Here is a 25,450-nt window from a genome sequence, read left to right on the forward strand (position 1 = left end):
AGCAAACAGTTATGTCTGAATTGACCTATCTGCAAGGCTATTCTGAGTCGCTACAGACTCAGGTACACCAGTTAATCGACCAACAGCGTCTGGGGCAGGTTCTGCTGTCGCGTTATCCGCAGCCGCACGAGGTCACCACTGACAAGTCGCTGTATCAGTTTACGCTCGATCTGAAGAATCAGTATTTACGCAGTTCCTCACCGCTGAGCAAAGTGGCCTACGACAACAAAATTCATGTGATGAAGCACGCGCTGGGGCTGCATACTGCGATTTCCCGTATTCAGGGAGGTAAACTGAAAGCCAAGGCGGAGATCCGCGTAGCCACGGTGTTTAAAAGCGCACCGGAAGCTTTTCTTAAAATGATCGTGGTACACGAACTGGCGCATCTTAAAGAAAAAGAACACAACAAGGCCTTTTACAACCTGTGCTGTCATATGACACCTGACTATCACCAGTTAGAATTCGATACCCGTATGTACCTGACGCATCTGGAAATCTTCGGTAAGTTATACCCATAAACAAAAAACAAATTCTCCCCAAAAGCATTCGAGTTGCATCAAGGCGGCAACTGAGTGAATCCTCAAGAGCATACATCAGTATGTGACTGGGGTTCGCGAAGGCGGCCAACGCAGAGGCAGTTCGAAGGATGAAGGGGATTATGGAGAGAATATGATTCGCTTTGCTGTTGTCGGCACCAACTGGATCACCCAACGTTTCATTGACGCCGCGCACGAGAGCGGCAAGATGAAACTGACGGCGATTTATTCCCGCACGCTGGACGGCGCAAAAGCCTTCGGTCACGAATACCCGGTCGAACACTATTTTGACTCACTGGCAGCGCTGGCCGCCTCCGCCGACATTGACGCGGTTTACATCGCCAGCCCGAACTCCCTGCACTGCCAACAAACGCTGCTGTTTCTCAGCCATAAGAAACATGTGATTTGCGAAAAGCCACTGTCTTCAAATTTGCGCGAAGCCGAAAGCATGATCGCCTGCGCTACCGAAAACCACGTGGTGCTGTTTGAAGCCTTCAAAACCGCCTATCTGCCTAATTTCCTGCACATGAAAGACGCGCTAAATCGCATTGGTAAACTGCGTAAGGCCATCTTCAATTATTGCCAGTATTCATCGCGTTATCCGCGTTATCTGGCAGGTGAAAATCCGAATACTTTTGATCCTGCATTCTCTAATGGTTCGATTATGGATATCGGCTATTACTGCCTGGCAAGCACGGTCTCACTGTTTGGCGAACCGCTGTCAGTCAATGCCTCAGCCACATTGCTCAAAGGCGGGGTTGATGGTCAGGGTACCGTGGTTCTGCGCTATGCCGATGATTTTGACGTGGTGATCAACCATTCTAAAATCAGCGATTCGTTGTTGCCGAGTGAAATTCAGGGCGAAGATGGCGTGCTGCAGATGGAGAAGATCTCCGAATGCCAGACGCTGAGCCTGATCCCTCGCGGCAGCCAGAAACTCGATCTGACCCGGCCTCAGCACATCAATACCATGCTGTATGAAGCCGAGACTTTCGCACTGCTGGTGGAGAACCAGTTTGTCGGCCATCCGGGGCTGGAAGTCTCACGCATCACCGCTAAATTACTGACTGAAATCCGTCGTCAGACTGGCGTCGTCTTCCCCGCCGATAGCGCTATTTAAATAGAAATCATCTGAACCTGGCAAGCGTCAGGCGCTGACAGGTTAGTATTTCGAAATGTTTGACTTTTGACATATTCTGAATTACTTTCCGCTACGCATAGGGGAGTAACTTCTTCGTCGGATAATCGTCATTACGGTGTCTGGACCCGCGCTCATGCAGCGCTGTCTCAGCCATCCGGTTACCGGGCAACCCAATAATTCATCGAATGAATATTTACCCAAAATCATTCGAGGTGCAGGTAGGCGGCAAGCGCACGGATCCCGATGAGCTGACACAGGTCAGTGATTCGGATGAATAAGTGCAGCTACGCCCCTGCGGCTCGAAGGATGAAAGGTAAAGGGGTTGTAAGTGAGACCTTGCCGGAAGGCGAGGTTTGCTTGTAGCTCTGTAAGAGCGGCTAACGTCTTCCGACGTAGCCGTTTTTTTTTTGATGTTTTTTGGAGGATTGCGTAATGATGAATTCTGTCGGGAACCCGATTTTGTGGGGCAGTTTCGCCGTGGTAGTGGCTATCATGCTGGCCGTTGATCTGCTATTACAGGGCCGTAAAGGCGCGCAGGTGATGACCATGAAAAGTGCCGCCATCTGGTCGCTGGTATGGATTAGCCTGTCGTTGTTGTTCAACTTCGGCTTCTGGTGGTATCTCAACGGCGAGTTTGGCCGCGAGGTCGCTGACGCCCAGGCGACCATGTTCCTGACCGGTTACCTGCTGGAGAAAGCGCTGGCAGTGGACAACGTCTTCGTCTGGCTGATCCTCTTCAGCTACTTCTCCGTTCCTGCCAACCTGCAGCGTCGCGTACTGGTCTATGGCGTGCTGGGCGCTATCGTCCTGCGTACCGGTATGATCTTCGCAGGCAGTTGGCTGGTGGGACAATTCAGTTGGATCCTTTACGTCTTCGGCGCATTCCTGTTGTTCACTGGTATCAAAATGGCGCTGGCCAAAGAAGATGACGGTGAAATAGGTGAGAAGCCAATGATTCGCTGGCTGCGCAGCAAACTGCGCATGACCGATGAGCTTCAGGGTGAGAAATTCTTTGTGCGCCGCAACGGCCTGCTGTTCGCCACCCCGCTGTTGCTGGTGCTGATCATGGTGGAACTGAGCGACGTGATTTTCGCCGTCGACAGTATTCCGGCGATTTTCGCCGTCACCACTGACCCGTTTATCGTTCTGACCTCAAACCTGTTTGCCATTCTCGGCCTGCGGGCAATGTACTTCCTGCTGGCGGGCGTGGCAGAACGCTTCTCCATGTTGAAGTATGGTCTGGCGATGATCCTGATCTTTATCGGTATCAAAATGCTGCTGCTTGACGTTTTCCATATTCCGGTGAGTATTTCGCTCGGGGTAATCGCTACGATTTTGATTGGCACACTGTTGATCAACACTTGGGTGAATCATCGGGCCGACCGCACAAAAAATTTAAAATAAGCGGGCATGCGTCGCAATATCGTTATCCCAAACGGGCACGGCAAAGTGCCCGTTATTTTTTGCGCTAAATTTTGTTAACCTGCGGATCCACCCTTCAGGATAGAGAACGGTGCCAACATTAAAAAAGGAATGACTCCATGCAAACACAATCCTCGCCATCGCTCACTCAACGCCTGCTGCACGCCAGCCTGGTGAAACAAATCCTCGTCGGCCTGCTGGCCGGTATCGTGCTGGCCTGGCTCGCACCCGGTGCAGCAAGCTCAGTAGGAATATTCGGCAGTTTATTTGTCGGTGCGCTGAAAGCCGTCGCGCCGCTGCTGGTACTGGTGCTGGTGACCGCCTCCATCATGAACCACCCGCTGGGGCGTAAAACCAAACTCGGGCCCATTCTGTTTCTTTACCTGCTCGGAACCTTCTCGGCAGCCCTGATCGCCGTGCTGGTCAGCTTTATGTTCCCTTCCACACTGGCTCTTAAAGCCGCTAATGTGGCAATCACCCCGCCCGGCGGCATTGTCGAGGTGCTGAAAGACCTGGTCATGAGCATTGTCTCTAACCCGTTCCGGGCGCTGATTGATGCCAATTATATCGGCATTCTGGCGTGGGCAATTGGTCTGGGTCTGGCATTGCGCCACTCCGCTGAAACAACCAAGGCGCTGGTCAGTGATATTTCGGGGGCCGTCACTAAAATTGTTCGTGTGGTGATCCGTTTTGCACCGCTGGGTATCTTTGGTCTGGTCGCAGAAACACTGGCCACCAGCGGTTTCAGCGCACTGTATGACTATGCTCACCTGCTGGCGGTGCTCATTGGCTGCATGTTACTGGTCGCGCTGGTGTTCAATCCGCTGATTGTATTTTTTAAAATCCGTCGCAACCCTTATCCGCTGGTATTCGCTTGCCTGCGGGAAAGCGGCGTCACCGCGTTTTTCACCCGCAGCTCTGCCGCCAACATTCCGGTTAACATGAATTTGTGTCGTAAATTGGGGCTGGATGAGGATACCTATTCAGTCTCGATCCCGTTGGGTGCCACCATCAATATGGCCGGTGCGGCGATCACCATTACGGTGCTGACGCTGGCAGCGGTGACCACTCTCGGGATTGAGGTGGATATCCTGACCGCGCTGCTGCTTAGCGTGATGGCTGCCGTCTGCGCCTGTGGTGCATCCGGTGTGGCGGGCGGTTCGCTGCTGCTGATCCCGATGGCCTGTGCGCTGTTTGGCATACCTAATGACATCGCTATGCAGGTCGTTGCCGTTGGGTTCATCATCGGTATCTTGCAGGATTCAGCAGAAACTGCGCTGAACTCATCGACCGACGTGTTGTTTACTGCGGCTGCTTGCCAGAAGGCGTAGCCTGAACGATCACCGGGCGGTAACTGCCGCCCGGTTCCTCTTCTCACCGCTTATCTCTCTTTTCGTTGTAACGGGGGGTTTATAAATTTATCGTCATGATGCTTTCGCCCCTTTTCGGCAAAAAAACCTTCACCGCTGCCACTCTTGTTTTTGGCCTTACCGTACTCCAGTCCGCCACGGGTCCATCGGCGAAGTCCTGAACGCGCTGGGCGTGTCGCTCAATAATAATGCTCCGGCGTTTGTACTGGCGCAGGTGTACGGCGCGCAGCCCTACTTTGTGCTGTCAGCACGGGTGGCCTTTGAGGGCGTGCCGAAAGATATCGAAGAGGCCAGCCAAACGCTGGGGGCGTCGCCGGTGACGGTGTTTATGCGTTTAACGCTACCCTGCGCAGCACACGGGCTCGCCGCTGGGCTGGCGATTGCCTGGGTCAGGGTGATTGGCGAATTCGGCATCGTGATGGTGTTTTGCTACTTCCCTCAGGGCATACCGGTAAAACTGTTTATTAATCTGCAAAACGATGGTGTGACGTCGATTTATCCTCTGCTGTGTATCCTGCTTGATTACCGCTGCCGTTGTGGTGCCTGATGCGGGCAGGAAAATCGAAAATAGATCTCCCACCCGAACCGGCCTGAGGTAAGAAAAAGCATGCGCCACCCTTTTATCGCGGTGGCGCTGATACCTTACTTCATGCCCTGCAACAATCTTTGCAGCGGATAAACCGCCGCGATCACCAGCTCATCCTGAATCTGTGCCGCCGCGTCCAGTTGTGCCTGCGCCTGCTGGCGTTCCTGCTGACTGATAGCCGTGCCCTTCTGCACCTGATCCAACCATTGCAGACCGAGTTCAGACAGCTTTCCAACCTGCTCCGCCACTGGGATAACCGGTTTAAGTACATAGTTCTGCGTGAGCTGCGGCTGCACCAGCGGCGTATTACGCTGCCAGACTTCTAATTGCGTGCGGATAGCCGCTGCGGCATCGGCGTCTTTCGGGTTGGCGAGCAACGCACTGATGTGATTATCCAGCTCACGCACCGCATTGCTCTCGGCAGGTAAGGCATCCACCAAACGGTTCAGCGGTTCGAACTGGGTGTAATGACCGGCCTGGAATTTGATGTGCTGACGGGTGTAATACTGCGCCGGTTCCAGCGCGGTGGAGAACGTCAGCAGCGGCGTAATGTCGGTGCTGTTCATCAGACGGCTCATCATTCTGGCGGTTTGCGCGTGCTGTTGCAGACCGACGGACACCACGGACCAGCTGTCGATTTTCGCCAGCCGCTGATACATATTGCCGATGTCTTTCACGTTCTGCGCGGACCACAACCGTTCTGCAACCACAAAGCCGCGCGGCCACAGACGCAGATCCAGAATTTGTGACGTGATGTTCTCCTGCCACAGCGCGGCTTCTCCACCGAGAATATTTTTCATCCCCTGCGTGTCAGGCACCACGGGCGGCGTTCCGGCAGGAACGGCGCTGAGCTGGCTGCCCGTCGCCGGATAACGCGCATTGCCAATCAGGAAGTAGCCATTGAATTTGCCCTCGTTGAGCGTCAGCACCGGCCGCGTATCGCCCATCCAGGTATCCACGGCAAAACTGACGTTGCCACCGTCCTGCCAGATAATATCGCGTACCGCTCGGCGGGTTTTACCGCCGAAATCAATAAATCCACGCCAGCCCTCTTTGCCTTCAATCAGCGTGAAGCTGCCGTCCACCGGTTTGCCCTTCAGGCGCGGCATGCTGAACTGCCAACTTTGCGCTTTCTCGCCGTCTGCCACGTTTTGGTTCACGCCCAGCGGCTGCGGCAGGATCTCATTGCGATAGTGATAGGCCGAACTTTGCGGCTGATCGAGGTAGAAGCCGGTGGACAAAATCCCCTGATATCCCTGCTGCGCACTGGCGCCGAGTGAGTCCGGTCCCTGCCATGACTGAATAACAATATCGTGCGGCAGATCCGGATGGAAAATCTCATCCCAGCCGACCATTTTTCGCTGATGTTTGTGCAAAATAACCTGCAACCGCTTATTAAATGCGGCCTGTAAGGCATGGCTGTCGGCAATATTATTCTTCTGCATATAGGCCTGAATGGCCTTTGAATTCATCCACTGCGTATCTTTCACTTCGTCGCCGCCGATATGCAGATACGGGTCCGGGAAGATAGCGGTCAGCTCGCTGATGAGGGTGTCGGCAAATTTATAAACTTCGTCATTGGACGGGTCAAGCGTCGGTTCATGCACCCCCCACTCGCGCTCCATCTTATACGGGCCCGGCGCGCTGATAAGCTCTGGATAGGCCACGGCAATCGCGGACGCGTGGCCCGGCATGTCGATTTCCGGCACCACGCGGATGCCGAGCGACGTGGCATACGCCACCACATCCTTCATCTGCTCAACGGTATAAAATTCACCGTCGCTGGCAAGCTGTTGCAACTTAGGATAGTGCTGCGAGGCAAAGCGCCAGCCCTGATCGTCAGTCAGATGCCAGTGCAACACGTTCAGCTTGGCCGCGGCCATACCGTCGAGCTGGCGTTTAATGGTGCTGACGGGCAGGAAATGACGGGCGGAGTCGAGCAGCACACCTCGCCAGGCAAAGCGCGGCTGGTCGTGAATCGTCACCAGCGGCAGGAAGGTATTCTGACCGTCGTTCTGCAACAACTGCAACAACGTTTCCATGCCGTGCAACGCGCCAAAGCGGGTATTGGCGGTCAGGGTGGCGCCCTGTGGAGTGACCTCTAATTCGTAGCTTTCATCGCTGTCGGGCATCGGTTGAGCAGCGACTTTATGTTTAATCACAATCTGGATTTTGCTCTGATGCGCATCTGCCGGTTGCGGCTGCAAGGTCCAGCCGGTTTGCTGCTCAATCCGTTCACGCAAGCGGCTGACCGCCGGGCCTAAATCATCCCCACTGACGGCAACGGAGAGTGAAGTATCCACCCCCCATTTCCCGGCATCCGGCGCGACCTCCACCTGCTGCGGCCAGGGCATCAGCGGCAGATTGCCTGCGGGTGCGGCAAACGCCGTAGCGGTGATAGCCAGGAGTAACGACGAGGCAAACATGGAACGACGGAATGGCAAAAGCATTGATGAGATCCCTCAGAGAAAGCAAACAATCGTAGTTCGCTGAAACGTAAGGAATAACTATAGCGCGTGGTAAAAAAAAAGACGGTGATTGAGTTAACAATCACCGTCTTTCCTTAACAATTACTGCTTAAACGCTGTCATTTACTGCCAACCATAACGACGTACGAACCAGCCTTTGACGCACTGGGTCAGCACCATGTAACCGGCCAGAATGGCGATTAACCATGGGAAGTAGCTGAGCGGCAGAGCCTGTAATTGCAGGAATCCGGCGACCGGCGAGTAGATAAGCCCGATGCCGACAATCACCACCATCAGGGTCATGAGACACAGCGGCCACGAGGCGCGGCTTTGGAAGAACGGCACTTTACGGGTGCGGATCATATGCACAATCAGCGTCTGCGACAGCAGCCCTTCGATAAACCAGCCGGACTGGAACAGCGTCTGCATTTCCGGCGTATTGGCCTTGAAAACCCACCACATCAGGCTGAAAGTTAGAATGTCAAAGACCGAGCTTATCGGCCCGAAAAACACCATAAAACGGCCGATATCGCCCGCATTCCAGCGCTGTGGTTTTGCCAGTTGCTCTTCATCAACGTTATCAAACGGGATCGCGACCTGAGACACATCATAAATCAGGTTCTGAATTAACAGATGCAGCGGCAACATTGGTAAGAACGGCAGGAAGGCGCTGGCTACCAGCACGCTGAAGACGTTACCAAAGTTGGAACTGGCGGTCATTTTTATGTACTTCAACATATTGGTAAAGGTTCTGCGCCCTTCGGTAACGCCCTGCTCCAGTACCATCAGGCTCTTTTCAAGCAGGATGATATCGGCCGCTTCCTTGGCGATATCCACCGCAGAATCCACTGAAATACCGATGTCTGCAGCGCGCAGCGCTGGCGCATCATTGATACCGTCACCCATGAAGCCGACCACGTGACCGGCGCCACGCAGCACCCGCACAATGCGCTCTTTGTGCATCGGCGTCAGTTTGGCAAATACCGTGGTGGTTTCGGCGGCGGCCAGCAGTTGGATGTCATCCATCACTTCGATATCGCTGCCGAGCAAAATATGATCGACCTGCAGGCCCACGTCTTTACAGACTTTGCGGGCTACCAGCGGGTTGTCACCAGTGAGGATTTTAACCGTCACGCCTTTGTTCTTCAGCGCTTTCAGCGCCGGTGCGGTGCTCTCTTTTGGCGGATCAAGGAACGCAATGTAACCGGCCAGAATCAGGCTGGATTCGTCATTCACACCGTAGCCCTGGGTACGCGACGGCATCACTTTATGCGCCACCGCCACCACCCGCAGCCCCTGTTGATTGAGGTCATCGGTAATACGACGGATGCGCGCCAGCAGCAGATCGGTCAGTGGAACAATCTCACCGTTAATCTGCACCAGCGTAGAGATTGACAGCATCTCTTCCAGCGCCCCTTTGCAAATCAGGCGGTGGTTATCGGCGTTTTCAGAAACTACCACGGACATCCGGCGGCGATCGAAATCAAACGGGATCTCATCCACTTTCAGCCAGTTTGCGGCGTGGGTCATCCCGGTGGACTCCAGCACCGCGACGTCGAGCAAGTTTTTCAGGCCAGTCTGATAATGGCTGTTAAGCCATGCCAGATGCAGCACCTCGTCACTGGTTTCCCCAAGCACGTCGGTATGACGCTCAAGGACAATTTTATCCTGCGTCAGGGTGCCGGTTTTATCGGTACAGAGAATATCCATCGCGCCGAAGTTCTGAATTGCATCCAGACGTTTGACGATCACTTTCTGTTTCGACAGCTTCACCGCGCCTTTCGCCAGCGTAGAAGTGACGATCATCGGCAGCATTTCCGGCGTCAAACCCACCGCCACGGAGAGCGCAAACAGCGCCGCCTCCCACCAGTCACCCTTGGTAAAACCGTTGATCACCAGAACGATGGGAGTCATCACCATCATAAAGCGGATCAACAACCAGCTGACTTTACTGATCCCTGCCTGGAAGGCATTAGGCTGTGTCTCTTCCTGCGTGACCCGTTCGGCCAGTTGACCAAACCAGGTTTCGCCACCGGTAGCAATGACGATAGCCATCGCCGTGCCGCTGACCACGTTGGTACCCATGAAGCACAGGGTATCCTGCTCCAGCGGATCGCAATCGAGCGGCATCCGGCTGCAGGCCTGTTTTTCGACCGGCAGAGATTCACCGGTGAGAGCTGCCTGGCTGATAAATAAGTCTTTGGCAGAGAGAATACGTAAGTCGGCCGGGATCATGTCACCAGCGGAGAGTTTAACCAGATCGCCCGGCACCAGTTGGCTTATCGGCAGCTCCATGGTTTCACTGCGGCCGGTGTGGGCATCGCTGCGCAGCACGGTGGCCGTGTTACTGACCATGGCTTTCAACGCATCGGCGGCTTTGTTGGAGCGCGCTTCCTGAATGAAGTGCATAAAGGTAGAAATAAACACCATCGCGCCAATCACCAGCGCGGCGGTGAGGTCGTCAGTGGCATAGGAAACCAGACCCAGCACGGTCAGCAGCAGGTTGAACGGATTACGGTAGCAATGCCACAGGTGCAACCACCATGGTGCAGGCTGTTGATCGTCAGTCTGATTCGGGCCGACGCGTTCGCGGATAGCATCGGCTTCCTCTCCGGTCAGCCCTTCGGGATGGCTGCCAAATTGCAGGTAGAGGCTATCTTCTGTGGCACGGGCACACTGCATGCTATGCGCCGCAATGCTGGCAGGCACTTCCGGCATTTTGCTGCCATTGATGCTTTCCTGGATAGAATCGCCCAGCATTGGATCTCGACGAACCAGACGGCGCGGCAAATTACGGCTAAGTGCATTAAGCAGCCTTTGAGTGAAATTTTTGAACATGATTAGACTCTTTGTTGCGTCCACGGCTATGCAGCCACAGACATGGCAAAAGAATTCCCCTCCATCTTTCACGCTGCTACTGCGCAGGCTTCCCTTGCTCACCCCCAATCACTTAGTCAACTCAGCTCAAGAGGATTCGCCCGGTTGCCGCTTTGCTGCAACGAGAACTATTTTGGGTAAAAAAATTATGGGATGGACGACAAAAATCGAGCGCCACCGCTTACCATTTATTGCTTTTTACAAGCGTTAATATCACGGCAAGCAGTAGCGAAAAGGCGGGTGCTTACCGGGTCACAACGGACCGACAAAATTGGGGTCAGGTTCCATCAGGTTTTCACCTCCGGTAAGGAACGTTTAGGAAATTGTACCCGTCAGGCATTACAATCCTTCGGGTATCTACACCAAAAAAGAGAATATCCTGCAGATATTCGTCGCACGCAGTGTACGCTGACCAACTGCAACCAAACATAAACCTGATCCATCATTCGCTATAAAATAACCATGCAAAATCGTCTGACTATTAATGACATTGCCCGCCTGAGCGGTGTGGGGAAATCCACCGTGTCGCGTGTGCTCAATAGTGAGGGTAACGTCAGCCCGCATACACGCAAACGCGTGCTCGAGGTGATTGAACAGCACAACTTCAGCCCGTCTAAGTCGGCACGCGCCTTGCGGGGGTTCAGCGATAAAATCGTGGCGATTATCGTCTCGCGCTTAGATTCACCTTCTGAGAATCAGGCGTTGCGCACCATGCTGCCCCTGCTCTATCAGCAAGGTTACGACCCGATTGTGTTGGAAAGCCAGTTCAGTGCCGCACGCGTGGAAGAGCATTTGCAGGTGCTCAAACAGCGCAATATCGACGGTGTGGTGCTGTTTGGTTTTTCCGGGCTGGAAGCCGCCATGCTCAGCGGGTGGCAAAATAAACTGGTGATGATGGCCCGCGCGATGCCGCAGTTTTCAGCCGTCTGCTATGACGACGCGGGCGCAGTCAAACTGCTGATGGATAAATTAGTGCAGCAGGGACACCGGCACATCGGTTTTATCGGCGTTTTCCCCCACGATACTACGACTGGACAGCTGCGTTTCGAAGCCTATCAGGCCTATTGCGCCGAACATCACCTGACACCGCAAATGGCGCTGGGCGAACTGAGTTATCAGAGTGGCTTTGACTTGATTGAGCAGGTGCTACTTCCGGGCACCGACGCAGTGATTTGCGCCTCCGACACGATTGCCCTTGGTGCAGAAAAATACCTGCAACAACACAATATCACCGGCATTCAGGTGTGTGGCATCGGCAATAACCCGCTGCTGAAATTCCTCTTCCCGCAAACTTTCTCCGTGGAGCTCGGTTACGGCGCGGGCGGCGAAACCGCGGCGAAGCAGCTTTTAGCTCAACTCAGCCATCGGGCTCCTTTACAGCAAATCGTCATACCGGGTCAGTTAGCAGACTGAGCCGCTGGCGCGCTTTGCAGCAAAAATTTTGTGATCAACCACTTAAAGATGGGAACGTTCCCGGACAATAGCCGTTCACTTTGGCTATGCTTGCGACGTTTCGTATCCCCACTCTTTGCAATCACACAAACGAAGGCGAAAACATGAGCAAAGTAAAACAACAGGACGTCGACCGCCTAATCGACCTGGTTGGCGGCAGCGCCAACATTGCGACGGTAACACACTGCATTACCCGTCTGCGTTTCGTATTGAATGACCCGGCGAAAGCCGATCCGAAGGCGATTGAAGAGCTGCCGATGGTCAAAGGTTGTTTCACCAATGCCGGTCAGTTTCAGGTAGTGATTGGTCCAGAAGTCGATGATTACTACAAGGTGCTGATTGCCACCAGCGGTAAAGACGATACCGGCAAGGAGGCGGCCAAAGTGGCGGCGCGCCAGAATATGAGTTGGTTTGAACGTGGCATTTCGCATTTTGCTGAGATTTTCTTCCCACTGCTCCCGGCGCTGATCAGCGGCGGTTTAATTCTCGGCTTCCGTAATGTCATCGGTGATATTCCGATGAGCGGCGGCCAGACGCTGGCGCAAATGCACCCGATGTGGAAATCGGTGTATGACTTCCTGTGGCTGCTCGGCGAAGCGATCTTCATGTTCCTGCCGGTAGCGGTGTGCTGGTCAACGGTGAAGAAAATGGGCGGTACTGAGATCCTCGGTATCGTACTTGGTATCACGCTGGTTTCCCCGCAGTTGATGAACTCCTACAACCTCGGCCAGCAGATCCCGGAAGTGTGGAACTTTGGCTGGTTCACCATCGAGAAAGTCGGTTATCAGGCGCAGGTTATTCCGTCGATGCTGGCCGGTATGGCGCTGGCAATGATAGAAAACGGCCTGAAAAAAATCGTCCCGAATTATCTCTATCTGGTGATCGTGCCAGTGGTGTCTCTGATGGTTGCGGTGTTCCTCGCCCATACCCTGATTGGTCCGTTCGGCCGCATGATAGGTGACGGCGTAGCCTTTGCAGTGAAAGCCGTGATGACCGGCAGCTTCGCACCGATTGGTGCCGCCCTGTTTGGCTTCCTCTATGCTCCACTGGTGATCACCGGCGTACACCAAACCACGCTGGCGATTGATATGCAGATGGTGCAAAGCACCGGTGGCACGCCGGTCTGGCCACTGATTGCTATCTCCAACATCGCGCAGGCCGCTGCGGTAGTTGGCATCATTATCGCCTCTAAAAAACATAACGAACGCGAAGTCTCTGTTCCGGCGGCAATCTCGGCGTTCCTCGGCGTGACCGAACCGGCCATGTACGGGATCAACCTGAAATACCGCTTCCCGATGCTGTGCGCGATGATTGGCTCCGCCATAGCCTCTCTGATTTGCGGCCTGAGCGGCGTGACCGCCAACGGGATTGGCGTCGGCGGGCTACCGGGTATTCTGTCTATTAAACCGCAGTTTTGGGGCGTATTTGCGCTGGCGATGCTGGTCGCGACGGTTATCCCTATAGTGTTGACGGTACTGGTTTATAAGCGCAAAGCCCGCAAAGGCGAGCTGGCGGTGGTTTAAAAGGATATGACAATGAACAGCGAATTGCCGTGGTGGAAAAACGGTGTGATTTACCAGATTTACCCGAAAAGTTTTCAGGACACCACCGGTAACGGTTTAGGTGATATCAACGGCATTACCCGCCGCCTGGATTACCTGAAAACGCTCGGCGTCGATGCCCTCTGGATAACACCGATGTACGTCTCGCCGCAGATTGATAACGGCTATGACGTGGCAGATTACTGCGCCATCGACCCCGCTTATGGGACAATGGCGGACTTCGAAAATCTGACGGCGCAAGCCCATCAGCGCGGTATCCGCATCGTGATGGATATGGTATTCAACCACTCTTCCACTCATCACGAATGGTTTAAACAGTCGCAGGATCCGGCCAGCCCTTACCGTGATTTCTATATCTGGCGCGACGGTGACACGGCTGGCGGCCCGCCGAATAACTGGCGTTCAAAATTCGGCGGCGGCGCATGGCAGTGGCATGAAGAGAGCAATCAATACTATTTGCATCTGTTTGCCACCCAACAGGCGGATCTCAACTGGGAGCATCCGCCTGTGCGTAAGGCGCTAAAAGAGATCTGCCGCTTCTGGGCACAGAGAGGCGTCGATGGCCTGCGTCTGGACGTGATTAATCTGGTCTCCAAGCAGCAGAATTTCCCTCATGATGACGCCGGAGATGGCCGCCGTTTCTATACCGATGGTCCACGTATCCACGAATTTTTGCAAGAATTCAGCCGCGACGTCTTTAAGCCCCTCGGGCTGATGACGGTTGGGGAGATGTCCTCGACCCAACTGGAGCATTGCCGCCGCTACGCCGCCAATGACGGCAGCGAGATCTCCATGACCTTTAACTTCCATCACCTGAAAGTCGATTATCCGAACGGTGAGAAGTGGGCCAACGCGGCACCGAACTTCTTGCAGCTCAAACAGATCTTTAATGAGTGGCAGCAGGGGATGCACGGTCACGCCTGGAATGCGCTGTTTTGGTGTAACCACGACCAGCCGCGCATCGTCAGCCGGTTTGGCGAGGACGGCGAGCTGCGCGTTCCGGCGGCCAAAATGCTGGCGATGGTGCTACACGGCATGCAAGGTACGCCGTATATTTATCAGGGCGAAGAGCTGGGGATGACTAATCCCGGCTATCAACATCTTGAGCAATATCGGGATGTAGAAAGCCTGAATATGTTTGCTGAACTGAAAGCCTCCGGGCGTAGCGAAGCCGAACTGTTGGAGATTTTGGCGGCGAAATCCCGCGACAATGGCCGCACGCCGATGCAGTGGGATGCCTCACCCAATGCCGGTTTTACCTCCGGCACGCCGTGGATATCACCTTGTGAAAACTACCAGCAGATCAACACCGAACAAGCGCTGGCCGACACAGATTCGGTGTTCTACACCTATCAGCATCTGATCAACCTGCGCAAACAGCTCCCGATACTGACCCATGGCGACTATCAGGATTTAGCACCAGACAGCCCGCAGCTATGGTGCTATCGCCGCAGCTGGCAGGACCAGCAGTTGACGGTCATTGCCAATCTCAGCAACCAGATGCAGATTCTGAATAGGGAATTTACCGCGCTGGAACCGTTGTTCAACAACTACACCGACGCACCGGTTGCCAACTGCCTGCGACCTTATGAATGTGTGTACTGGCTTGAAGAGAAAACGGTCAGGTAATTTTTCCATCGTGTTCAGCCTGACCGGGTAATGCCTCTCACCGGTCAGGTTATTGGCAACCAGACTGCCGCAGGTGAGGGCAACGCTTCCTGATACCCCCTTCTCAACAGCCAAAATCTGACAATGTTTCAGACGAGTTTCATCATAGTGTGATCCCACCGATAAAGTCAGAATGAAGCAAATTCTGCGCCACTTTACGTCCTTTTTAACACGTCTGTACATTCTCCAAACTTATGCCAAAAATCTTTGTTTTAAGTCAATAAAGCACGGATTACAGCAGAAGGTATCTGACGTAATGTCTATATATGGTGTGTATAGTGACAACCCAAACCCAATATGTAGCGTTTACCCGTAATTTACTCCGCATGAGGCTACAAGCCGTACGGAGCGCGGCATAACGCATAAAAGGAGTAACATTGTGAAGGTAGACAACATGAAATCCGCACCCGCAGATAACTCCCGCCAGCAACCGATTGTTATCAAGCGGGACGGGTGTCAGGTTCCTTTCGATGAAGTTCTCATTAAGCAAGCAGTACAACGAGCGGCGATGGCTGCTGGTATCGATAGCGCTGAATATTGTACCCAGGTTGCCAGGGTAGTGACCGCAGGAATGCAGGGTAAAGCGCGGGTGGACATCAACGAGATCCAGGATGCAGTTGAAAACCAGCTGATGGCTGGACCGCACAAGAAACTGGCGCGCGCTTATATCGAATACCGCCACGACCGCGACGTCAAACGCGAGTTGCGCGGGCGCCTGAATCAGGAAATCCGTGGTCTGGTTGAACAAAGTAATTTGGCGCTGCTCAACGAGAATGCCAATAAAGACAGCAAAGTTATTCCTACCCAACGCGATCTGCTGGCTGGGATTGTTGCCAAGCATTATGCCAAACAACATATGTTGCCGCGTGACATCGTGCTGGCGCATGAGCGTGGTGAGATTCACTATCACGATCTCGACTACTCACCGTTCTTCCCGATGTTCAATTGTATGTTGATCGACCTGAAAGGCATGCTGACCCAGGGTTTCAAAATGGGTAATGCTGAAATCGATACGCCGAAGTCAATTTCAACCGCAACAGCCGTTACCGCTCAAATCATCGCGCAGGTCGCCAGCCATATTTACGGCGGCACCACCATTAACCGAATCGACGAAGTACTGGCTCCTTTTGTGACCAAGAGTTTTAACAAACACAAAGCCGTCGCGCAGGAATGGAATATCGCCGACGCCGATAAATTCGCCCACAGCCGCACCGAAAAAGAGTGCTACGACGCCTTTCAGTCACTGGAATATGAAGTCAACACGCTGCACACCGCCAACGGCCAGACGCCGTTTGTCACCTTTGGTTTTGGTCTGGGTACCACCTGGGAATCGCGTTTAATTCAGCAATCTATTCTGCGTAACCGCATTGCCGGTCTCGGCAAAAACCGTAAAACCGCCGTGTTTCCAAAACTGGTGTTTGCCATCCGCGATGGTCTGAATCATAAAACCGGTGATGCCAACTACGACATCAAGCAGCTGGCGCTCGAATGTGCCAGCAAACGTATGTACCCGGATATTCTTAATTACGATCAGGTCGTGAAAGTCACCGGCTCGTTCAAAACGCCGATGGGCTGCCGCAGTTTTCTTGGCGTCTATGAAGAGAATGGCGAAATGATCCACGAAGGCCGCAATAATATCGGCGTGATCAGCCTGAATCTGCCGCGCATCGCGCTGGAAGCCAAACGGGATGAAGCCGCTTTCTGGACACTGCTCGACCAACGTCTGTTGCTGGCCAAGAAAGCGCTGATGACCCGCATCGCCCGGCTTGAGGGCGTCAAAGCGCGTGTTGCACCCATTCTTTATATGGAAGGTGCCTGCGGTGTGCGCCTGAAAGCCGACGACGATATTTCCGGTATTTTCAAAAATGGCCGCGCCTCGATCTCCCTCGGGTATATCGGCGTGCACGAAACCATTAACGCGCTGTATGGCAACCAGACTCACGTCTTCGATGCCAGCCAGCTGCGTGAAAAAGCCGAAGCCATTGTTGGGCGCCTGAAAGACGCCACGGAGCAGTGGAAAGAAGAAACCGGCTACGGGTTTAGTCTCTACAGTACGCCAAGCGAAAACCTGTGCGACCGCTTCTGCCGCCTTGATGCCGCCGAATTCGGTCTGATCCCCGGCGTCACCGATAAAAGCTACTACACCAACAGCTTCCATCTCGACGTGGAGAAAAAGGTCAATCCGTATGAAAAACTTGATTTCGAAGCGCCGTATCCGCCGCTGAGCAACGGCGGGTTCATCTGCTATGGAGAATATCCGAACCTGCAACACAATCTGAAAGCGCTGGAAGACGTGTGGGACTACAGCTATTCCCGCGTACCTTATTACGGCACCAACACGCCGATTGATGAGTGCTACGAATGCGGCTTCACCGGCGAGTTTGACTGTACCAGCAAAGGCTTTACCTGCCCGAAATGCGGTAACCACGAACCGTCACGTGTTTCCGTCACCCGCCGCGTTTGCGGCTATCTCGGCAGCCCTGATGCACGGCCATTTAACGCCGGTAAGCAGGAAGAGGTAAAACGCCGCGTGAAGCATTTAGGTAACGGACAGCTGGGTTAAGCTGGATTGATCTTACGACCTAACGATCGCGTTTGGTCAGCAGGCGTGATTGTCGCAGTCAATTTGGAGGCGACCAGCGCGGAAAAACCGGAGCGTACACGTAGTACGTGAGGATTTTGAGCACTGCACGAATCCAAAGTAGCAAGTAAAATAGCCTGCTGGGAAAACTCATGAATTATCATACATATTATCCGGTGGATGTGGTCAACGGCCCGGGAACGCGCTGCGTCCTGTTCGTTTCCGGCTGCGTCCATGAATGCCGCGGGTGCTACAACAAAAGTACCTGGCGGCTGGATTCGGGCCAACCCTTTACGCAGGAAGAGGAAAACCGGATCATCGCCAATCTGCAAGATACTGTGATCCCGCGCCAGGGGTTGACGCTTTCCGGCGGCGACCCGCTGCATCCGCAAAACCTGTCGGCTATACGCCAGCTTTTACTTCGTGTGCAGGCTGAATGTCCGGGCAAAGACGTGTGGATGTGGACGGGTTATACACTTGATGAACTGACGCCAGAGCAGCAAGCGGTGATCGCGTTGATCAATGTGCTGGTCGACGGCAAATTCGTGCAGGATCTGAAAGATCCGTCACTGATTTGGCGCGGTAGCAGTAATCAGGTGATTCATTATTTGCGTTGAAGATTGCAGAGTGTAGTAAGGGGAGAATTCATTCCCCTTTTACGCTCAAATGCCATTCAATAAGAAATCAAAAGCATTTTTAACTTCATAGATTTCCCCGTCCAACTGCCTCACCCATTTGCCCACTTCTCTCTGTGGGACGCCTCCCAACATATGGGTCATCGCCACATAGTGCTGATGTTTGATTTTCAGCAATGGGCAAAGCTTCTTAGGCGGAAAATCAGCAAACCTTGCCAACGACACCAAGGGTACCATCACTGAATTACCGTATCCCTTCGCCAAAGGATGGTGAATATTCAACAGATACGGGTAGGCTGCTTTCCCCCCACCGGCATTTTCATAAATAGCGTACTGATCCATCAAAATGCCCGTTGATAGTCAGAGAAAGAGCCATTTTCTTCGGCATATTTTTTGATTGCCTCAATCCCTTTTTGATTTTCCCGTTGCCATTTTTCCGCGGGCGTTCCCTGCAATTGTGCAGCGGGTAACTCGTTGAATTTCCTGTTCTGTGCTTTTGTCATACGGAGTCCTTATGTAATTAGAATTTAAATTCCCTCGCAGCAAACAGAGTATAATTTGTACTCCATCATGGGTAAATGAACAAATCATATCCCTGCGAGACCTATTCCAACTCTTCACCTCCCTGCAATCCGATCTTCACCAAACTGTCACCTAATTCCGCCATTCTGATGCCAACACCGAACCGAGGTTGACATCATGCTCTTCTATCAACACCTCAATCTGATCCCTTCCTTTGCCCGTCTGAACCGTGCGAGGTACTCATTGTGATGCACTTATCTAGACCTCTGACCAGTCATACCACTGTCTATCAACAGATCGCTGCCGAGCTGGAACATGAGCTGCGTAATGGCTACCGCTGCGGCGATTATCTGCCGCCGGAACAACAACTGGCCGAGCGCTTTCAGGTCAACCGCCACACTCTGCGCCGCGCAGTGGACGAACTGGTCGAACGCGGCTGGCTACAGCGCCGTCAGGGCGTGGGCACGCTGGTGCTGATGCGTCCTTACGATTACCCGCTGCATTCGCAGGCCCGCTTTAGCCAGAATCTGCTCGACCAGGGCAGTCACCCAACCAGCGAACGTCTGCTGGCGGTGCTGCGCCCTTGCACTGACCATGTCGCCACTGCGCTATCACGTCAGGAAGGCGACACCATTATTCATCTGCGCACTCTGCGCCGGGTCAATGGCGTACCGGTTTGCGTCATCGATCACTATTTGCCCGATCTCGACTGGTGGCCGTCGCTCCAGAATTTCCACAGCGGTTCTCTGCACGGCTTCATCCGTGACGAAATTAAACAATCTCTCAGCCGCCGGACGACACGCATTAGCGCCCGCCGCGCACTGGCGAAAGAGAGCAAGTTACTCGAAATCGTACCGCAGGCCGCGCTGCTCTGTGTGCGTACTCTGAATACCTGTGACGACAGCGATCGCGTGGCGGAATACTCCGTCAGCCTGACGCGCGCCGACATGATTGAACTCACGATGGAGCACTAAATGGATACCCTGAAAAACCGCCAGCGCTGGATGTCGATACTGGCCCACAGCCGGCCGGATGAGCTTTTAGCCCACTGGCAGCCGTTGAATTTGTCTCCGCAGTTTGAACGGCTGCGGGCTGCTGAAACCGGCCTGACCCAGCTTCAGGGCCGCATGGGCGGTACCGGTAAACGTTTCGTTATGGGTGATATGACGGTCACCCGCGCCGTCGTTCAGCTCGATTCCGGCGTCTACGGCTACAGCTATGTCACCGGCCGCAACAAACCTCATGCCGAACTTTGCGCGGTGATCGACGCCCTGTTACAGGTTCACGGCATGGACGAGCTGCTGCATAAAACGATCATTGCCCCGCTGGCGGCAACTCAACAGGCACGCCGAGAAAGGCGCGCACGTGAAGTGGCTGCCAGCCGCGTCGACTTCTTCACTCTGGTTCGCGGAGAATAATCCATGACACTTGTTGCCAGTTTTCAACACCCGGTGGCTGACGCCCAGTTCAGCTTCCGCCGTATTTTAAAAGCCCTGAGTGAGCCAGGTATCTGCGTCACATTGCCCGCAATGGCAGGCTTTGGAGCGCTCGGCTCAGCCAGCGCCTGCGTGCTACTGACGCTGATTGATCAGGACACGCCGCTGTGGATAAGCCGCTCACTCAACGACGATATTCTGCGCAAGAATCTGCGTTTCCATACCGGTGCGCTGCTGACTGAAGACCCGTCATCAGTCAGCTTTGCGCTGACGGATCCGGCGCTCGACAACGCGACGCTGATGGCTTTCGCCTGCGGTGATGAAATGTCACCGGAGCTGTCGACCAGCGTTATTGTGCAGCTTGAAAGCTTATCCGGCGGAACGCCGCTGCGACTTACCGGCCCCGGTATTGAATCCGAACGGGTCGTCACCCTAACGCTGCCGGATGCGGTGCGTGATTACCTGCTGAACCGTCCTCATCGTTTTCCGCTCGGTCTGGACTTTATGTTCACCTGCGGTGATGAACTCATTGCGCTGCCGCGTACTACACGCGTGGAGGTTTGCTGATGTACGTAGCCGTTAAAGGGGGCGAAAAAGCCATTGTGGCTGCCCATCAGTTGCTGGCGCAAGAGCGCCGTGGCAATCCCGATGTACAGGCGCTGGGTTGCGACCAGATTGAACAACAGCTGGGTCTGGCCGTTGACCGCGTGATGAGCGAAGGCGGAATTTATGACCGCGAGCTGGCCGCGCTGGCCATTAAGCAGTCCGGCGGGGATTTGGTGGAAGCAATTTTCCTGCTGCGCGCCTACCGCACCACGCTGCCACGCCTGGCCACCAGCCAGCCTCTGGACACCAAAAATATGCGCCTTGAGCGACGTATTTCTGCTGTTTACAAAGACTTGCCCGGTGGGCAAGTACTCGGGCCGACCTATGACTATACCCACCGCCTGCTGGATTTCGCCCTGCTGGCGGAAGGTGAAGCGCCGCTTACACCGCTGGCCGACGAAACCCTGCCGGACAACTGCAGCCACGTGTTCGATCTGCTGACCCGCCAGCAATTGGCGGTGCAGGAGGAGGATGATGGTTCTGAACCGGAAGATATCACTCGCACACCACCGGTTTATCCAGCTTCTCGCGCCGCCCGTCTACAACAACTGGTACGCGGCGACGAAGGTTTTTTGCTGTCGCTGAGTTATTCCACTCAGCGCGGTTATGGCCGTACTCACCCGTTTGCCGGTGAAATTCGAACCGGCTGGCTGACGGTGGAAATCGTGCCGGAAGAGTTAGGTTTTGCGATCGATATCGGCGAGATCCTGCTGACCGAGTGCGAAATGGTGAACGGTTTTGTGACGCCAGAGGATAAACCGCCGCACTTCACCCGCGGTTACGGACTGGTATTTGGCCGCGCTGAACGCAAAGCCATGTCAATGTCGCTGGTCGATCGTGCGTTGCAGACCAAAGAGTACGATGAGCAGATTAGCAGCCCGGCGCAGGATGAAGAGTTTGTTCTGTCGCACGCCGATAACGTCGAAGCCGCCGGTTTTGTTTCCCATCTCAAACTGCCGCACTACGTCGATTTCCAGGCAGAACTGGAACTGCTGAAGCGCCTGCGCCAGCAGTATGATGCATCATCATCACAGGATCCCGACAATGAAAAACAGTGAACCCAACGCGCCGATTATCGCGGGTTATAACCATGGTTATCTCGATGAGCAGACCAAACGCATGATCCGCCGTGGCATTTTGAAAGCCGTGGCGATCCCCGGTTATCAGGTGCCCTTTGCCGGACGTGAAATGCCGATGCCTTATGGCTGGGGCACCGGTGGGATCCAGCTGACGGCCAGCGTGATCGGCCAACAAGATGTGCTGAAAGTCATCGATCAGGGCGCCGACGACACCACCAATGCAGTGTCGATCCGCAAATTCTTCCAGAGCGTCGCTGGCGTGAAAACCACGGAAAAAACCGTCGATGCGACCCTGATCCAGACCCGTCACCGCATTCCGGAAACGCCACTGGCTGAAGATCAGATCCTTATTTTCCAGGTGCCGATCCCCGAGCCGCTGCGCTTTATCGAACCGCGCGAAACCGAAACCCGCAAAATGCACGCGCTGGAAGAGTACGGCGTGATGCAGGTGAAGCTGTATGAAGACATCGCCCGCTTCGGCCACATCGCGACCACTTACGCTTATCCGGTGAAAGTGAATGATCGCTACGTGATGGATCCGTCACCGATCCCGAAATTTGATAACCCGAAAATGCACATGATGCCTGCGCTGCAACTGTTCGGTGCCGGCCGTGAAAAACGAATCTACGCGCTACCACCGTTCACCAAGGTGGAGAGTCTGGACTTCGACGATCACCCCTTCACCGTGCAGCAGTGGGACGAACCCTGTGCCATTTGCGGCTCGCGCCACAGTTATCTCGACGAAGTGGTGCTCGATGACCTCGGCAACCGCATGTTCGTCTGCTCAGATACCGACTACTGCGCCCAGCAAGTTGAGCAACAGACTTCCAACGAGGTTAACCACTGATGACCACTCCATTACATCTCATCGCTGAACCGCTGCTGTCGGTCAACAATCTGACCCATCTGTATGCACCCGGCAAAGGCTTCACTGACGTTTCATTCGATCTCTATCCGGGAGAAGTGCTGGGCATTGTCGGCGAATCTGGCTCGGGGAAAACCACGTTGTTGCAGTCGATTTCAGCCCGTCTCGCTCCGCAACAAGGCAACGTTATCTACAATAACGGCCAGCAACCGGCACGTTCGTTATACGAAATGCCGGAAAGCGATCGTCGTCGTCTATTACGTACTGACTGGGGCGTGGTGCACCAACATCCGATGGACGGCCTGCGCCGCTCGGTCTCGGCGGGCGGCAACATCGGCGAACGCCTGATGGCAATCGGTGAGCGCAACTACGGCGAGATCCGTAAACAAGCCACGCAATGGCTGGAAGATGTTGAGATCCCGGTATCCCGTCTGGACGACCTGCCGACTACCTTCTCCGGCGGTATGCAGCAACGCCTGCAAATTGCCCGCAATCTGGTGACTCACCCACGGCTGGTGTTTATGGATGAGCCGACCGGCGGCCTCGATGTCTCGGTGCAAGCGCGTCTGCTGGATCTGCTGCGTACTCTGGTGGTGGAAATGCAACTGGCGGTGGTGATTGTCACCCACGATTTAGGCGTTGCCCGCTTGCTGGCCCATCGTTTGTTGGTGATGAGGCAGGGTCAGGTGGTGGAAAGTGGTTTAACTGACCGCGTACTCGACGATCCGCACCATCCGTATACGCAGCTTCTCGTTTCTTCCGTGCTGTCTTAACTCCCCCGACGTTCTTGAAGAGTGACCAAAATGACAACCAAGCTCAGGGTCGAAAATCTCAGTAAAACCTTTGTACTGCACAACCAGAACAGTGCTCGCCTGCCGGTATTCCGTGATGCCAACTTGCAGGTTGACGCCGGGGAGTGTGTGGTGTTGCACGGCCACTCCGGCAGCGGAAAATCGACGCTGCTGCGCTCGCTGTACGGTAATTATCTCCCCGACAGCGGCCATATCTGGGTTGAACATCAGGGCCAGTGGATTGATCTGGTGGGTGCCGAAGCGCGGGAAATCCTCGCAGTTCGTCGCCATAACATCGGCTGGGTTAGCCAGTTTTTACGGGTTATTCCGCGTATCAGCGCGCTGAATCTGGTGATGCAGCCGCTAATGGAGCTCGGCACCGACAAAGCCGAATGTGAAGTCCGCGCCAGCCGCCTGCTGACCCAGCTCAACGTACCGGAGCGCCTGTGGCACCTTGCGCCCTCGACTTTCTCCGGCGGCGAGCAGCAGCGCGTGAACATCGCTCGTGGCTTTATTGTCGACTACCCGATTTTACTGCTCGATGAGCCTACAGCCTCGCTCGACGCCACTAACCGCGCGGCGGTAGTCACATTGATTGAACACGCTAAACAGCGTGGTGCGGCCGTGGTCGGAATTTTTCATGATACCGACGTACGCGATCGCGTGGCGGATCGCCTGTATGAGATGACCCCGGAAACGGCGGCGGAGATACCAGCATGATCATCAATAATGTCAACCTGGTACTGGAAGATCAGGTAGTAAAAGGGTCGATCGAGGTACAGGGCGGTGTGATCACCACCTTTGCTGACACCGCCAGCCAGTTACCGCAGGCGATCAACGCAGAAGGCGGCTGGTTACTGCCCGGTCTGATTGAACTGCACACCGATAATCTGGATAAATTTTTCACTCCGCGCCCCAATGTAGACTGGCCAGCACATTCAGCGATGAGTAGCCATGATGCCCTGATGATCGCCAGCGGTATCACGACCGTACTGGATGCCGTGGCGGTCGGGGATGCACGCGACGGCGGTCACCGTCTGGATAACCTGCAAAAGATGATCGACGCGGTGGTCAACAGCCAGAAAGCCGGGCTGAACCGCGCCGAGCACCGTCTGCATCTGCGCTGCGAGCTGCCGCATGAAAGCACTCTGCCGCTGTTTGAAAAACTGATGGATACCGAAGTGCTGTCGCTGGTGTCGTTGATGGACCATTCACCAGGCCAGCGCCAGTTCGCCACTCCCGCCAAATATCGCGAATATTATCAGGGCAAATACAACCTGAACGACGACCAGATGGAAGCGTTTCAGACTGAACAGATTGAGAACTCACGCCGCTGGGCACAGCCCAACCGTCAAGCCATTGCGGCGCACTGTCGTCGTCTGGGGATCTCCCTCGCCAGCCATGACGACGCCACCACTGCGCACGTTGAAGAGTCGCTGGCGCTGGGCAGCGTGATTGCCGAATTCCCTACCACTGAAGAAGCCGCACGGGCATCGCACGCGCTTGGACTGCAAGTGTTGATGGGTGCGCCAAATATTGTTCGCGGTGGCTCGCACTCCGGCAATGTCGCCGCTCATCATTTGGCGTCACTGGGTATTCTCGACATTTTGTCCTCTGATTATTATCCGGCCAGTCTGCTGGACGCCGTTTTCCGCATTGCTCAGGATCAGAACAACGCTTTCACCCTGCCGCAGGCCGTTTCGCTGGTAACCCGCAATCCGGCCAAGGCACTGCGTTTAGAAGATCGCGGCGTGATTGCCGAAGGCAAACGTGCCGACTTGGTGCTGGCAAGGGCGCATGGCAGCCACCATTACGTCCAGAACGTCTGGCGTCAGGGTCTTCAGGTTTTTTAA

General features: G+C 54.5%; 21 protein-coding genes and 1 pseudogene. 18 read left to right on the forward strand and 4 right to left on the reverse strand.

Annotated features, from left to right (window positions below):
- Window positions 1-11: 11 nt before the first annotated feature.
- From ACMV8I_RS10395 to ACMV8I_RS10415, 5 genes and pseudogenes are all read left to right on the forward strand, one after another.
- Complete coding sequence (locus tag ACMV8I_RS10395; RefSeq protein ID WP_498865150.1) at window positions 12-518, forward strand: M48 metallopeptidase family protein; 507 nt, start codon at window positions 12-14, stop codon at window positions 516-518.
- Window positions 519-669: 151 nt separating this feature from the next.
- Window positions 670-1,656 (forward strand): Gfo/Idh/MocA family protein, encoded by a 987-nt coding sequence (locus tag ACMV8I_RS10400; protein ID WP_498865151.1) that lies wholly within the window; start codon window positions 670-672, stop codon window positions 1,654-1,656.
- Window positions 1,657-2,109: 453 nt separating this feature from the next.
- Window positions 2,110-3,081 (forward strand): TerC family protein, encoded by a 972-nt coding sequence (locus ACMV8I_RS10405; RefSeq protein WP_498865152.1) that lies wholly within the window; start codon window positions 2,110-2,112, stop codon window positions 3,079-3,081.
- A 137-nt stretch (window positions 3,082-3,218) separates the two neighbouring features.
- A complete protein-coding gene (gene sstT, locus ACMV8I_RS10410) occupies window positions 3,219-4,430 on the forward strand; it encodes a serine/threonine transporter SstT (protein ID WP_498865153.1) in 1,212 nt (403 codons plus the stop codon).
- 142 nt (window positions 4,431-4,572) lie between these two features.
- Window positions 4,573-5,063, forward strand: a pseudogene (locus ACMV8I_RS10415) (ABC transporter permease subunit); the annotation flags it as partial.
- 48 nt (window positions 5,064-5,111) lie between these two features.
- Here ACMV8I_RS10415 and ACMV8I_RS10420 read toward each other — a convergent pair.
- Entirely contained in the window at window positions 5,112-7,505 is a 2,394-nt protein-coding gene (locus ACMV8I_RS10420) for a beta-N-acetylhexosaminidase (protein ID WP_498865154.1), read from the reverse strand.
- A gap of 141 nt (window positions 7,506-7,646) precedes the next feature.
- The gene (gene mgtA / locus ACMV8I_RS10425; protein ID WP_498865155.1) at window positions 7,647-10,361 is read right to left on the reverse strand and encodes a magnesium-translocating P-type ATPase; all 2,715 of its coding nucleotides are present in this window, start codon (window positions 10,359-10,361) and stop codon (window positions 7,647-7,649) included.
- A 501-nt stretch (window positions 10,362-10,862) separates the two neighbouring features.
- On the opposite strand from mgtA, the gene treR reads away from it, so the two are divergent.
- From treR to nrdG, 5 genes are all read left to right on the forward strand, one after another.
- Window positions 10,863-11,813, forward strand: a complete 951-nt coding sequence (treR, locus tag ACMV8I_RS10430; RefSeq protein WP_498865156.1) for a trehalose operon repressor TreR — start codon at window positions 10,863-10,865, stop codon at window positions 11,811-11,813.
- A gap of 143 nt (window positions 11,814-11,956) precedes the next feature.
- Window positions 11,957-13,375: a PTS trehalose transporter subunit IIBC gene (gene treB, locus ACMV8I_RS10435; RefSeq protein ID WP_498865157.1), complete on the forward strand. Its 1,419-nt coding sequence runs from the start codon at window positions 11,957-11,959 to the stop codon at window positions 13,373-13,375.
- A 12-nt stretch (window positions 13,376-13,387) separates the two neighbouring features.
- Window positions 13,388-15,043: an alpha,alpha-phosphotrehalase gene (gene treC / locus ACMV8I_RS10440; protein WP_498865158.1), complete on the forward strand. Its 1,656-nt coding sequence runs from the start codon at window positions 13,388-13,390 to the stop codon at window positions 15,041-15,043.
- Window positions 15,044-15,476: 433 nt separating this feature from the next.
- A complete protein-coding gene (nrdD, locus tag ACMV8I_RS10445; protein ID WP_498865159.1) occupies window positions 15,477-17,645 on the forward strand; it encodes an anaerobic ribonucleoside-triphosphate reductase in 2,169 nt (722 codons plus the stop codon).
- Between the two features lie 170 nt (window positions 17,646-17,815).
- Window positions 17,816-18,280: an anaerobic ribonucleoside-triphosphate reductase-activating protein gene (nrdG, locus tag ACMV8I_RS10450; protein ID WP_498865160.1), complete on the forward strand. Its 465-nt coding sequence runs from the start codon at window positions 17,816-17,818 to the stop codon at window positions 18,278-18,280.
- 45 nt (window positions 18,281-18,325) lie between these two features.
- Here nrdG and ACMV8I_RS10455 read toward each other — a convergent pair whose 3' ends face one another.
- Together ACMV8I_RS10455 and ACMV8I_RS10460 are read right to left on the reverse strand one after the other, a co-directional pair.
- Complete coding sequence (locus ACMV8I_RS10455; RefSeq protein ID WP_498865161.1) at window positions 18,326-18,640, reverse strand: CcdB family protein; 315 nt, start codon at window positions 18,638-18,640, stop codon at window positions 18,326-18,328.
- Window positions 18,640-18,801: a type II toxin-antitoxin system CcdA family antitoxin gene (locus ACMV8I_RS10460; RefSeq protein WP_498865162.1), complete on the reverse strand. Its 162-nt coding sequence runs from the start codon at window positions 18,799-18,801 to the stop codon at window positions 18,640-18,642. Before ACMV8I_RS10460 ends, ACMV8I_RS10455 begins: the two co-directional genes overlap by 1 nt.
- A gap of 267 nt (window positions 18,802-19,068) precedes the next feature.
- Between ACMV8I_RS10460 and phnF the strand changes: the two genes are divergently transcribed.
- Genes phnF through phnM form a run of 8 tightly spaced genes read left to right on the forward strand, consistent with a single transcriptional unit; the run spans window position 19,069 to window position 25,450 of the window.
- Entirely contained in the window at window positions 19,069-19,794 is a 726-nt protein-coding gene (gene phnF, locus ACMV8I_RS10465; RefSeq protein ID WP_498865163.1) for a phosphonate metabolism transcriptional regulator PhnF, read from the forward strand.
- The gene (gene phnG / locus ACMV8I_RS10470) at window positions 19,795-20,238 is read left to right on the forward strand and encodes a phosphonate C-P lyase system protein PhnG (RefSeq protein WP_498865164.1); all 444 of its coding nucleotides are present in this window, start codon (window positions 19,795-19,797) and stop codon (window positions 20,236-20,238) included.
- Between the two features lie 3 nt (window positions 20,239-20,241).
- Window positions 20,242-20,823 (forward strand): phosphonate C-P lyase system protein PhnH, encoded by a 582-nt coding sequence (gene phnH / locus ACMV8I_RS10475; protein WP_498865165.1) that lies wholly within the window; start codon window positions 20,242-20,244, stop codon window positions 20,821-20,823.
- The gene (locus ACMV8I_RS10480) at window positions 20,823-21,920 is read left to right on the forward strand and encodes a carbon-phosphorus lyase complex subunit (protein ID WP_498865166.1); all 1,098 of its coding nucleotides are present in this window, start codon (window positions 20,823-20,825) and stop codon (window positions 21,918-21,920) included. Before phnH ends, ACMV8I_RS10480 begins: the two co-directional genes overlap by 1 nt.
- Window positions 21,907-22,788, forward strand: coding sequence for an alpha-D-ribose 1-methylphosphonate 5-phosphate C-P-lyase PhnJ (locus ACMV8I_RS10485; RefSeq protein ID WP_498865167.1), 882 nt, complete (start codon window positions 21,907-21,909; stop codon window positions 22,786-22,788). The genes ACMV8I_RS10480 and ACMV8I_RS10485 overlap by 14 nt, the downstream gene beginning before the upstream one ends.
- Complete coding sequence (gene phnK / locus ACMV8I_RS10490; protein ID WP_498865168.1) at window positions 22,788-23,579, forward strand: phosphonate C-P lyase system protein PhnK; 792 nt, start codon at window positions 22,788-22,790, stop codon at window positions 23,577-23,579. Before ACMV8I_RS10485 ends, phnK begins: the two co-directional genes overlap by 1 nt.
- Window positions 23,580-23,609: 30 nt before the next feature.
- Window positions 23,610-24,317 carry a phosphonate C-P lyase system protein PhnL gene (phnL, locus tag ACMV8I_RS10495; protein WP_498865169.1) on the forward strand — a complete coding sequence of 236 codons (708 nt, stop codon included), beginning with the start codon at window positions 23,610-23,612 and terminating at the stop codon, window positions 24,315-24,317.
- Window positions 24,314-25,450 carry an alpha-D-ribose 1-methylphosphonate 5-triphosphate diphosphatase gene (gene phnM / locus ACMV8I_RS10500; RefSeq protein ID WP_498865170.1) on the forward strand — a complete coding sequence of 379 codons (1,137 nt, stop codon included), beginning with the start codon at window positions 24,314-24,316 and terminating at the stop codon, window positions 25,448-25,450. The genes phnL and phnM overlap by 4 nt, the downstream gene beginning before the upstream one ends.

The sequence above is a fragment of the Ewingella sp. S1.OA.A_B6 genome (genome assembly GCF_049889095.1).
In the GTDB taxonomy this organism is placed as follows: domain Bacteria; phylum Pseudomonadota; class Gammaproteobacteria; order Enterobacterales; family Enterobacteriaceae; genus Ewingella.